The sequence below is a fragment of the SAR324 cluster bacterium genome, assembly GCA_015232315.1.
In the GTDB taxonomy this organism is placed as follows: Bacteria; SAR324; SAR324; order SAR324; family NAC60-12; genus JADFZZ01.
Window position 1 is genome coordinate 43,961 of the sequence record JADFZZ010000008.1, and the last position, 12,065, is coordinate 56,025.

Genomic DNA, 12,065 nt, shown 5'->3' on the forward strand with positions numbered 1-12,065 from the left:
CCCCACGGGACGTAGGGCAGAGCAAACTTTTACAACTTATTCTTTTGCCGTTCCTTAAGGAAAAAAACCCGTCACTCTCCCTTGGGGGAGAGGGTAGGTGAGGGGGAAAAGGAGGCGATCATTCCAGGCTTCACCCTCACCCCAACCCTCTCCCTTCCAGGGCGAGGGAGCTTAAGTTGATGACATTGACCTCTCCCCCAAGGGAGAGTGACGGGTTTTTCCTTTAAGTTGACAACATTGGGCGGTCCATTCTGAATGCGATGTCTTCTGAAAAAGACTTTCCGAAGGGGAACTATACGTTGTCCTCATTGTCTATATTTTCATGATAATAAATCCATCCTTTTTCTGTCAGGATTGCATGAACAGGAACATCATGTGTTTCCTGAACCAGATCAGACGTGAGCTGACAAGAAAAGCATATTCCGATTAATAATGCTGGAGTGGCCTTGAGAAAACGATCATAAAACCCTTTTCCATATCCCAGTCTGGCACCATTTTTTTCAGAAAAAGCAAGTCCCGGTATCAACACCCAATCAAAGAGCAATGGATTCATAGGGATTCTTTTTTCCACAGCAGGTTCCGCTATTCCATAGGGCCCTGTCACTACATCCTGCCAGTTTGTTAACAGGGAATGTTCTAAAGTCTGTTTGTCCTGAACACAAGGAACAACAACATTCTTGTTGAGATTCCATAAGGCTTCAACCACAGGGTGTGTGTCGGGTTCTTCAGGCAGGCTTAAAAAAGTGTGTATGGTCTGAATGGCAGGAAGGGTGGGGTCCTCCAGCAAAAACTGGAGAATACGTTCGGAGGCGTCTTTTCTGAATTCATCGGAAAGCTGACTTCGTAGTTGTTTGAAATGTTGGCGCAGGGTCTTTTTATCTTTCTGATGAATTTCGGGCATCATAACAGTTTTACGCCGACTGTGATTTTATAATTCAGGATCCGCAAACACAGCATCCCCTTTCACATAATTATTCTGACGATCTGGAGGAACCAGGCCCCAGGCAGTTTCATCCTCCACTTCCATGATCTCAATTTTTGCCAGGGGTAGAGAAGAATAGGATTCATTGAACTGGGTACTGCCATCTGAAAGGGTTTTCTGCTCCAGGACTCTCTTGAAAATGCTCAGTTTCCGGCCTTTTTTGATGCCGTTGTTTTTTCCAAGACTGACCTTGGCATAGGCTCGATGATTTCGTGTTTCCAGAACAAAACCTCTCAGGGGAAATGCCTGCTGAATTTTGGGTTTTAGCTCCAGCCAGGCTTGTTTTGATTGAGACATGGTGTAACTGAAAGTATCCTTGAAGGCCAGACGCTTCGGACTCACCTGATATATTTCCAGATTCACATAGGTTCCCCAGTTTCCTTCTTCCAACTCCACAAGATTGGGAAGAATATTCACCAATGCCACATATTTTGCCTGAAGCATGGCCCCCATTTCAACAGACACATCCGCAATTTCAGGTTTTTGTGAGCGGTATGTGTCCGAACTCAGTATGTTCTCAATCTGATACTCAGGCACAATACCCAGGGTTGTGTAAGTCTCAATAGAAGCCTGAATAAAACCAAGCGTTAAAGCCTTATGGTAACGTGTCAATTGGGGATGCACCCTGACCGCTGTGAACGCAATATAATTTTTAGGAGGATTCAAATCTTCAGGTGTTGGTGAATTTTCAGCAGATTGCTGATCTTCAGGGTAGAGGAGGGCCTGGTTGAAATTGATGGGAGCCTGGGCACATCCAGTCACAAACGCCATGATGATCAAAAAAGGTATCAAATAATTTTTCATTTGCGGTCCCCCTCATTAAATCGTGTGATATTTTCCGGAAAAGTACAGTAGCGGTTTGCCTTCGTTTTTTTTGAAATCAATAATTTCCCCAACAAAAATAATATGATCGCCGCCTTCATAATGAAAACGTACTTCGCAATCAAAATTTGCCAGAGATTCCATCAGTAAAGGCGCACCTGTCTTTAGAGAAAAACTATTCTCCAAGCCTGTTTCATGTTGTTTGGCAAAATTGTCTGAAACAGACTGCTGATGTTCATTCAGCACACTGATTCCAATTGCCGAAGCCTTGAGAAAAGCATCAAATACCCGTGATTTTTTATCGAGGCTGAATAACAGCAATGGCGGATCCAGCGACACTGAACTGAAGGAATTGATGGTCAATCCCAGTTTTTTCCCGGTTTGAGTCTGGACGGTGACTACCGCAATCCCTGTGGCAAACTGGCCAAATGCCTGACGTAATAATTTGGTATCAAAGTTCATAATGTTTTTTTCCTTCATGAAGCAATTTCAAACACAAGTGTTTGCATTACTCGCACAGTTTCAGTGGTTCGGGAGCAGGTTGAGGCAACGTAGAGACGTTGCCTGTAACGTCTCTACGGGAGGGCAGGTCAGAAACCTGAATTAATAGCGATAGTGATCTGGTTTGAAAGGTCCTTCTACAGGAATATTGAGGTAATCTGACTGTTTTTTCGTCAGTACATCCAGTTTCACACCAAGTTTTTTCAAGTGCAAACGAGCAACCTTCTCATCGAGATGTTTAGGCAGCACATAGACTTTATTTTCCAGATTTTTGTAATTTTCCCAGATTGCAAGCTGAGCCATGACCTGATTACAAAAACTGTTTGACATCACAAACGCTGGATGTCCCGTTGCGCACCCAAGATTCACGAGTCGTCCTTCAGCAAGAACAATCAGGCGTTTTCCGTTGGACCATGTGAACTGATCCACCTGAGGTTTGATGTTCATTTTTTTAATGGAAGGATCTTTTGCGATGGACGCAATATCAATTTCCAGATCGAAGTGGCCAATATTGCAGACAATCGCCTGATCCTTCATCAAATCCAGATGTTTCCGGGTGATCACATCACAGCATCCGGACGCTGTTACAAAAATATCTCCCAGAGACGCTGCTTCATCCATGGTCAGAATCTGATAGCCTTCCATAGCGGCCTGTAGTGCGCAGATGGGGTCAATTTCCGTGATGATCACACGGGCACCTTGTCCCCGAAGAGATTGCGCGCAACCTTTACCAACATCGCCATAACCAACGACTACGGCAACTTTGCCGGCAATCATGACATCCGTAGCCCGTTTGATTCCATCCAGCAAAGATTCCCGACAGCCATACAGGTTGTCAAATTTGCTTTTGGTCACAGAGTCATTGACGTTATAGGCAGGAATTTTCAATTCACCTTTTTCTGTCATTTGATATAACCTGTGAACACCTGTCGTCGTTTCTTCAGAAACACCACGAATGCCTTTGAGCATTTCAGGATATTTTTGATGAACATAAAGTGTCAGGTCACCGCCGTCATCCAGCAACATGTTTGGACTGCTGCCATCAGGCCATCTGATTGTTTGTTCAATACACCACCAGTACTCCTCTTCGGTTTCACCCTTCCATGCGAACACGGGAACTCCCGTTGTGGCAATCGCTGCGGCGGCTTCATCCTGGGTTGAAAAAATATTACAGGAAGACCAGCGAACTTCAGCCCCTAAGGTGGTCAGGGTTTCAATCAATACCGCTGTTTCAACAGTCATGTGCAACGAACCAGCGATTTTTGCGCCTTTAAGCGGCTTGATAGTGCCAAATTCTTCCCTGAGAGCCATCAAACCCGGCATTTCTGTTTCAGCGATTGTGATTTTTTTCCGTCCCAGATCAGCCAGTGCAATGTCAGCGACTTTGTAATCAGACATGTTATTCCTTAATTAATTGTTGTTAATTCAGAGACAATGGAAAAGGATTCTCAGGTTTGGATAGCCCCTTACCTGAAACCCAAATCCACTGGAATTCTCCGGATTCTGTTGGAAGGCGGTTACTTTCTCAGATGATTTAACAATTTTCAAGAACCGAATGATTACTGCTGTCATTCTTGTTCAATTGTTCAGGTGCGCTAACCTGAATGGGGCAGCAAGATGGAAGCGTGAAAAAAGACAGCCCTTCAGTGCCCGCTTATTGCATTGACGGTCAGAGTAAAAATGGTTTATCCTTTCAGGGGAAGACTCGAAAAATTTCATTGTTGAGCCGATGAAATAATTCGGCGAAGGATGAACGCTCCAACCGAACCGATAAGGTCTGCCGGAGATTGTGATAATACCAGTGTTGTTGGTCATAAGGTCGATTGAACACATCCCAGAATGAATTGCCCTGAAACTCCTGCTCCTCGGCAAGTGAGAGCATGTTATCAAGTTTATCAGCGCAAATAATGCATAGAGATTCGAGGGGGAGAGTGGCGATGGCTTCAAGGGTATGGCGTTTCCGGTCTTCCCAGGAAAGCGTTTTATCCGGTTCGGAAACCTCACGAACCATTTGCGCGACAGGGACGCCAAAGCGTTGTTCGATCTCGCTCAGAGTGAACGGGGTATCTTCCACCACATCATGCAGAATGCCGGCTACAACAACATCTTCCGGCAACTGATAACGAATCAGCCAGTGCCCGACTCTCAACGGGTGCAGAATATAAGGCGAGGGCAGGGTTTTTCGAAATTGCCCCCGATGGGCTCGGGTGGCAAATTCAACAGCGTCAAACAGTTTTTCTGAAGTCATTGTTTTTCTCACAAGGAATTATGCCCGTTTCATGGTCCATAGCCCTGTTCAGGTTCAATACAGTAGTCAGGGAATATCTTGCCGCATGGCTGAGTCTCATGCTTTTTTTAACAGCACAGCGACTGATTTTTTTTATGGGTAACTTTCCTTATGATCTGTTTGAAAAAGTAACACCAGTTGAAATTTTCGGGAGCCTGATAATGGGGATGCGCATGGACTCCATGGTGGTGACCATCCTCACCATGCCCTTATTGCTGGCGCTGATTCCATTTATTCCCTTGCCGCTGTTTCCGCGGTTATCCTGGCAGAAATTGATTCACCGCTATACCGTGTTTGGCAGTATTGTTCTGCTGAGCCTGTTTCTTACGGAATATTCGTCATGGCAAATCAATCAGCAACGTTTCGGGAAGACTTTTCTCGAATCATGGTCTGATCCTGTTTATCAGCACTATCTATTTGATTTGCTGACAGGCCGCATTACTTTTTGGGTAATCCTCTTCTCTGTTGTGGCCGGATGCCTGCTTTCAATATTCTTGCAAAGAATTATTTCAGGAAAGCTCCCGGTTCTCGAGCATATCGAATTTTTTCAAAGACCTCGAGGAATTATCCTGTGGCTTCTGCTATGGTTGCTTGCGCTGAGAGGCACCACGGGAATTCCCTTGCCCATACAGTATGAACTGGAAATGCTTTCACCCAATCCATATCTGGCAAATATGCAGACCAATTCCGGATTCAATCTTTACATGAGCTGGAAAGAAACATTTGAAAAAACGAATAAACAGATTGAAAAAGTGAAACAGGACACTCTCCCCAGAAAACTGCAATCGCTCCAACTTTATGTGGGAACAAACCCGCATCGGATCATTGAAACCAAAGGGCAATCCATCGGGGTTCGCTACAACACACTGCCGTTAAGAACAGCTCTGCTCAAAGCACTTCCGAAGCATGTCTTCATGATCACCCTGCCGAATACCCAGGAATGGATGTGGAACTCTGAAAAATTCAATGGATTTCCACAACTATCACAGGTTCGTGGATCGTCCAATGTGCTCAGTTTTTCTTCTTTTTTTCCCAATGACAGGGACAGTCTTTACAACATTCTTACCATGATCCACGGCATTCCATTGCCCGAATATTATCCCTTATCCCGATTGAATGAATATGCGGATTGGCAGAATTATCAAACATTGCCGCTTCTGATGAAACAACGTGGCTATCTCACACGTTTTGTCTATGGGGGTGCCCTGCATCATCAAATTCTGGACGCCTTTGCCAGAAATACAGGTTTTGATGAAGTGCTCACAATGTCACCTCAGGATCATTCTGCTTCTAACGGGGTTGAACCCGGTCTGCCCCTGATGGAATCGTTATCCGATACGATCAAAAGCAACGACATGCCCTCCTTTAATTTGATTATTCCTGATATAAATTTTTCCCGACAACGCCTCAAGTCTTCGGTCAACGTCAACAGAACACCGGATTTTCCCTATCCGGAAAGCTGGTATCAGACAATGGATCAACAGTTGAGTCAGTGGTATCACCAAATGAATGCGCTCAGACAAGACACCATGTTTGTGTTTATTTCTGATGGAGGTAGCCCGCTTCAATGGACGCCTGAACATCGGGAAACCTATGCCTCCATGAAAATACCGTTCTGGATTCAGACATCGCTCTTAAGATATGGTTCCCGTACTTTTGAGTTTTCCGGAACAAATCTGGATATTTTACCAACACTGGTATCGCTGCTGTTTGATCAGGAAACAACCATTTCAAGTTGGGGTTATTCGCTCCTGGAACGTCCTGATCGTATCAATATTTTCAGCCGTATGTTGTCTTGCGTCAATCAGATGTGTGTTGTTCAGAAACAGCCCTTTTCACTGTCAGGCAAGGATACTCTGACACTATGCCTGACACCTGTATGTCAGGATCAGGCCAAGGTACTTCAGCATCAAACCAGAAGTTTATTCAACTCAGGGCTTTTTCTGCTTCATGCCCCTTGATTTGACTGAGAAATTCAGACAAACATAAAACATATCTCAGCAAATTTTCGAGCTGTGCAAGTACTTTTTTAGCCACGAAGTACACGAAGAACACAAAGTAAAAAAGGGAATATGTACCGGAAAACTTGAAAATCAGGGTTTCACCGAGGACTTCATTTATATAAAAAACCTTTTTTTCGTGTTCTTGGCGTTCTTGGTGGCTCATTTTCAAACCACCTGCACAGGTGGCAAATTTTTGAAACCAGCAATCACACATAAAATTCATTCTACTAAAAATTATGGTTACTGAATCATCACTGGAACACTTGGGATTCCGTGTTTTATCTGTCTTGTGGGAAGGCCAGTTCACCACCGTTTTTCATGCGAGAGATGAACGTGAAGGCTCCTCCGGACAAACTGTGGTCATTAAAATCGCGGAACTCTCTTACAATGATTCCTATGGTTCAGACATCATCAGACATGAAGCGGAAATGCTTTCCAATTTTAAGCATGACGCCATTGTCACCCCCATTGAATTTCTGGAAAAATCACCGTATGTCGCTTTGATTTTTGATTATTTTCGTGGGAAATCACTCCGTGAGGCACTTTCAAAACTGGGGCGGTATGACGATGTTGACGCTTTTTATCAGGTTGCGACTCAACTCCTGAAGGGACTGTCTCAGGCTCATCATCAACAATTCCTGCATCTTGATATCAAACCTGAAAATATTCTGTTTGAAGATGAAAATTATTCACGGGCCCGTCTTGCGGATTGGGGCATCGCGACCCCCTATCAGGAAAACATGGTGTCAGGCGCAGGCTTCACCATGGAATATGCTTCGCCAGAGCAAACGGGTTTCCTGAAACGATCGCTGGATTACACAACGGATATCTATTCGCTGGGTGTCACTTTCTATGAAATGCTGGTCGGCAACAACCCCTTCAAAATGGAAAGTGATCTCGGCACAATCCATCGCCATGTTTCCTACACGCCGCCATCGCTGTTGGAAGTCAGGGGAAATATTCCGCCGATGCTCGATCTCCTGATTTTTAAAATGCTGGAAAAAGAAACAACCCGGCGATATCAATCCTGTGACGCTATTTTGCATGACCTGTCCAAACTCAGAAAAAATCCTGAAGAGACCTTTGAATTGGGTGAATTGGATCAGGCCCGCATTCTCAAATATCCTTCACAACTGGCAGGTCGTCAGTTGCTTATGGAAAAACTCCTTTCCCTTTTTTCCACAAATGCGCCCAGTCCCAGACTGATCGCCTTTGCCGGAGAATCAGGTATGGGGAAAAGCTCTGTTACAGAGTGGCTTGCACAGCAGATTAATAAAAATTCCGGATTTATTCTCAAAATTGAATTTCCGGAAAATGAAAGACTGGCACCATTTTACGGTTTTCTTCAAATCGCTGAAAAATGGCTGGAGCATGCACTGGAGAAGGGACCCGAATATCTTGAAAACATGGCTCAACGTTTGAAAATGAACCTCGGACCCGATCTGGGCGTTCTTATTCAGGCATATCCCGCATTTCAGAAAATGTTCACTGGCCCTGTTTCCCCGATTGTCACGTTGCCACCAGAGCAGGAACGATTCAGGGTTCTCAAGGTCTGGAATCTTTTTTTGAGTTCGCTGTCCACCCGGGAAGCGCAAATTGTGCTATGGTTTGAAAATCTGAATCTGGCCGACGTGTCCACGTTGGAGACCCTGTTTGATGTGCTTCAGAGCCATGATTCGCCAATCCTTGAACGGCCCTGCATCCTGGCAACCCTTGGCTCACAGTTGCCGACTCCTGAGGTTTTGGCATCATGGTGGCCACAGTATGTTGACAGTCCGGACTCACACATCATGGTTCAGATGCTCGAACCGCTGGATAACAAGGTGATCTCACAAATCATTGAAGATGCCGCTGTTTTTAGTCCGTCTGATTTGCAGGCACTCAAGGAAAAACTCATACCGCTGTCGAGGGGCAATCCTCTGTTCATCAAAATTTTGCTGGAACGGATGCTGAAGGAACGAATTCTTTCCTTCGATCTGGCCACGCAGTCCTGGACATTGAATAGTGACAAATTGCGGCATTTCTCTGTTCCTGAAAATCTTCTGGGTACCCTGGTATCCCACCTTGAAGAACTGGAAATGAAAGACCGCGACATTCTTGGCATGTGCGCCCTGTGGCGGATCCCCTTTACTGCTGAAGATATTGCTGAGGTTTTTCTGCTTGATGTGAGTGAGGTCCTCCATGCTATTTCTGAAGGTCAGTACTATCAAATTCTGGCGTCAGAACAACATCTGTTTCAGTTCGCGCACCAAAATGTACGCCAGTCCTTGATTCAATCATTGCCAGAGCCCAAGACACGTCAATGGAATATGCTGATTGTTCGTCACTGCTGGAGTCAACCGGATAATATGGATCCCTACCTGATCATTCATTATCTGGAAAAAGCGGATACGTCACAACTGCCCGGTGACAAAGTGATTCAAAGTTATCTGCATGCCGGTGACAAAGCTTCGGGCATGTATGCCAACGCGGAAGCCCTCCGTTTTTATCAAACCGCCTGGACGCTGTTGCAGGAAGGCTCGACAGCAGAAAACGATCCCGCCATTGTTAAATCATTGTTGCTGAATATGGCGGAAATGGAAGTGCGCCTCAAATTGCCTGAAAACGCACAGATTCATTATGAAGAATTACTGAAAACATCTACTGATTCCATGGAACAGGCCAGTTGGTTTGCCAGACTTTCCTTTGGCTACCTGATTGCCAACAATGCGGCGACCGCCGCTGAATTTGCCAAAAAAGCCATCCGGAGTTACGGGGTATTTTTCCCTTCTCCCAAATGGATTATTCCAGCACTGATTGTGGAAGTACTCCGTTTTATCGTGGTGAATGTTTTTTTACCACGGTCTCTCCGGCTCAAAATGAAAAAGAAACGCCGGGAACATCTGCTGAAAGTCTGTGACAATTCCAGTGATTTCATCATGCCAATCTATTTTGTGGACGTCATTCAGTGTGTTTATTTTATCATAAAGCTGATGAATCTGGCGGCCTTTTTACCGGATGGAAAAGAACGAGCCAAAGCGTTGGGGTATTCCGTCTCCATTCTGAGTGCGATGGGGTTGTTGGAAAAAGGTCTCAAGTTGGTGGATTGGTGTGCGGAATTCATGCGGTCTGCCGATGAAACCAGCAATTATCTACTTTACAGGAGCATGCTCAGCACCTCTTGTCTCATTCCGGGCGGTATGGACCAGGAAAGTGAAATCCGGTTGTCCCAGGCCTTTGAATATTATCGGCAATATCAATTGCCGGATATGAGCAATTGCGCGGCTCTATGGTTTACCAGCCGCGTGAGGCAAGCACGATTTCTCGAGCATCAGGACATTCTTGAACAATGCATGACGGTTCTGAAAAAAGGGGATCAGGATGAGGGGAAGGATCAAATCATCAACACCATTACCAGTCTGAAACTCAAATGTCAGACCATGCTGGAGCCGGTGCCTCCGGAAAAGGTGGTTGAACAGGTGGCGGCAATTCCAAAACCAGATCCGGCCAATGCCATTGACTGTGCGGCGTTTTACAGCATGGCAGGGTTTATTCTGTCCTGCCAGAGTCAGCATCTGGAAGCACTGAAGTATTATGATGAATGGTATAAGGTCGAATTTCTGAAACACAATGAACTGTCCGTGCGCATGTATTTTGTGTTTATTTATGGAATCAGTCTGTGTCGTGTTCTTGAGCAAGATGATCTGGAAAATTCACAACGCAAAAATTTAAGGAAACGCCTTAAAAAAGTATATGCACTCTGTAAAAAAATGGGGAAACTTTATCCCGGATTTCATCCCCTGTGGCTTACATTTCAAGGGGTACATTGGGGCTTAAAAGGCAATCTGAAAAAAGCCGACACGTTGTTTTTAGAGTCCATTGAAGAGTCCGCTACCAAAGATTTCAGGTTTTATGAAATTTTCAGTAAAGCCCAATGGGGGGAAACGCACTGGAAATTCAAGACCGCCATTGCCAGACGATTACTGCTGGAATGCGTTCAACGTGCCGATGAACTCAAGCTGACAGGGTATGCCACCGTCATTCGAGCCATTCTTGGTGGTAAATGGCGGTCGCCTCAGGGACATGGCGAGGAACGCCGTGAATATTCACGCACCACTTTCAAAACCAAACATGCCACTCATGCGACAAGTCAGTTGGGAAGCACGTCTTCTTCAGAAATCACGCTCTATCTCAAACTGAATGAAGTTCTGGAAATGACCCAGAAATTGAGCAAAATGACCAATTCCAAAGACTTGATTCATGAATTTCTTCAGGCTACCTGTCGATTGAGCGGAGCCACCATTGCCTATATTTTCAGAAACACAAGCGATAACGCGCTTGAACTGGAAGCTTTTCAGGGGGTTGAAATCAGCGAGTTGCCTGACAATTTGATGGAACTGCCCTACATGCATTCCAACATCCTGAATAATGCCCGCTTCAAGGAAACCCTGTGTGTCTGGGAACGTGAAACACGTACCAGAGAAAAATTTCAGGGATCTCTCCTGGCAACGCCCGTCAGTTATCAGAGCAATGTGCTGGGCTATCTGTATCTGGTTCACCCCACTCTCGAAAATATCTTCGATCGTGATATTCAGGGCGTTGTCGCATCGCTGGCGTCTTCTGCCGCGGTCGCACTGGAAAATTCAATGCTGGTCGAAGATCTGGAGCAGAGGGTGGCTGAACGAACACATGCGCTGGAGCAGATCAATCATGTCATGGAAGAAGAACTCCAGACCGCAGGCGTCATGCAGCAAGGTCTGATTCCTGACAAATGCCCTGAAATCGCGGGTGCTCATTTTGTTCATCTATGGACGCCGTGCCATCAAACCGGGGGTGACTGGATGGATTATCTGGTTGATCGCGCAGGACGACTGGTCATTGTTCAGGCTGATGTGACTGGGCATGGCGTTGGAGCCGCACTGGTCACTTCAGCATTTGCCGCCGCATTTCAGAATTTTCAGGAAAAATGGTTTTCTACCCATGCGGATCTGTTTGAGCCCTCTGATATTCTAACCGAGCTGAATTCAACCTGTTATCATGTGGGCCGTGGAGTCCGCCTGGCAACAGCCGCGGCGCTGTGCATTGATCTGAAACACTATGAACTGACCATTTCCCGTGCGTCACATAATCATCCAATGTTGCTCAGACCCTCCATGCCCAAAGGGTACAAAATGTTATTGACCGCCTCTGGACTGACACTGGGCAAGGAAGCAGAAGCCCAATACACGACAGAACGCATCGAACTGGAACCCGGAGATCGTCTTCTGGTTTATACCGATGGACTGCATGAGTCCACCAATGCGAGAGGCCGGGAATATGGAATAAAAAAAGTTGGACAGTTCCTGTCAGAATGCCATACTTCACGCAACGTTCATCAGGCTTTACAGGCACTGGTAGAGGATGTGGATCAATATCGTCAGGATGTTCCTTATGGGGATGATGTCACCCTGATTTTGGGCGAAATTGAATAAGGTATAAAAACACATTAAGG

At 45.6% G+C, this 12,065-nt stretch carries 7 protein-coding genes; 2 read left to right on the forward strand and 5 right to left on the reverse strand.

Annotated features, from left to right (window positions below):
- Positions 1-292: 292 nt before the first annotated feature.
- The 5 genes from HQM11_08170 to HQM11_08190 form a co-directional block, all read right to left on the reverse strand.
- On the reverse strand, positions 293-904 hold the full coding sequence (locus tag HQM11_08170; protein MBF0350994.1) for a 5-formyltetrahydrofolate cyclo-ligase: 612 nt from the start codon (positions 902-904) through the stop codon (positions 293-295).
- Positions 905-928: 24 nt separating this feature from the next.
- Positions 929-1,786, reverse strand: a complete 858-nt coding sequence (locus tag HQM11_08175; GenBank protein MBF0350995.1) for a hypothetical protein — start codon at positions 1,784-1,786, stop codon at positions 929-931.
- Positions 1,787-1,801: 15 nt separating this feature from the next.
- The gene (locus tag HQM11_08180) at positions 1,802-2,266 is read right to left on the reverse strand and encodes a flavin reductase family protein (protein ID MBF0350996.1); all 465 of its coding nucleotides are present in this window, start codon (positions 2,264-2,266) and stop codon (positions 1,802-1,804) included.
- Between the two features lie 141 nt (positions 2,267-2,407).
- Positions 2,408-3,703 (reverse strand): adenosylhomocysteinase, encoded by a 1,296-nt coding sequence (locus HQM11_08185; protein ID MBF0350997.1) that lies wholly within the window; start codon positions 3,701-3,703, stop codon positions 2,408-2,410.
- A 295-nt stretch (positions 3,704-3,998) separates the two neighbouring features.
- Positions 3,999-4,553 carry an HD domain-containing protein gene (locus HQM11_08190; protein MBF0350998.1) on the reverse strand — a complete coding sequence of 185 codons (555 nt, stop codon included), beginning with the start codon at positions 4,551-4,553 and terminating at the stop codon, positions 3,999-4,001.
- Positions 4,554-4,573: 20 nt separating this feature from the next.
- Here HQM11_08190 and HQM11_08195 point away from each other — a divergent pair, with 20 nt between their 5' ends.
- Together HQM11_08195 and HQM11_08200 are read left to right on the forward strand one after the other, a co-directional pair.
- Positions 4,574-6,553 carry a hypothetical protein gene (locus HQM11_08195; GenBank protein ID MBF0350999.1) on the forward strand — a complete coding sequence of 660 codons (1,980 nt, stop codon included), beginning with the start codon at positions 4,574-4,576 and terminating at the stop codon, positions 6,551-6,553.
- Between the two features lie 278 nt (positions 6,554-6,831).
- Positions 6,832-12,045: a SpoIIE family protein phosphatase gene (locus HQM11_08200; GenBank protein MBF0351000.1), complete on the forward strand. Its 5,214-nt coding sequence runs from the start codon at positions 6,832-6,834 to the stop codon at positions 12,043-12,045.
- The last annotated feature ends 20 nt before the right edge of the window (positions 12,046-12,065 follow it).

Bases quoted from the DNA above. Each gene is read 5' to 3' on its own strand.
- HQM11_08185 (MBF0350997.1), bottom strand. From the start codon at position 3,703: ATGTCTGATTACAAAGTCGCTGACATTGCACTGGCTGATCTGGGACGG.
- HQM11_08195 (MBF0350999.1), top strand. From the start codon at position 4,574: ATGCCCGTTTCATGGTCCATAGCCCTGTTCAGGTTCAATACAGTAGTC.
- HQM11_08200 (MBF0351000.1), top strand. From the start codon at position 6,832: ATGGTTACTGAATCATCACTGGAACACTTGGGATTCCGTGTTTTATCT.
- HQM11_08190 (MBF0350998.1), bottom strand. From the start codon at position 4,553: ATGACTTCAGAAAAACTGTTTGACGCTGTTGAATTTGCCACCCGAGCC.
- HQM11_08180 (MBF0350996.1), bottom strand. From the start codon at position 2,266: ATGAACTTTGATACCAAATTATTACGTCAGGCATTTGGCCAGTTTGCC.
- HQM11_08170 (MBF0350994.1), bottom strand. From the start codon at position 904: ATGATGCCCGAAATTCATCAGAAAGATAAAAAGACCCTGCGCCAACAT.
- HQM11_08175 (MBF0350995.1), bottom strand. From the start codon at position 1,786: ATGAAAAATTATTTGATACCTTTTTTGATCATCATGGCGTTTGTGACT.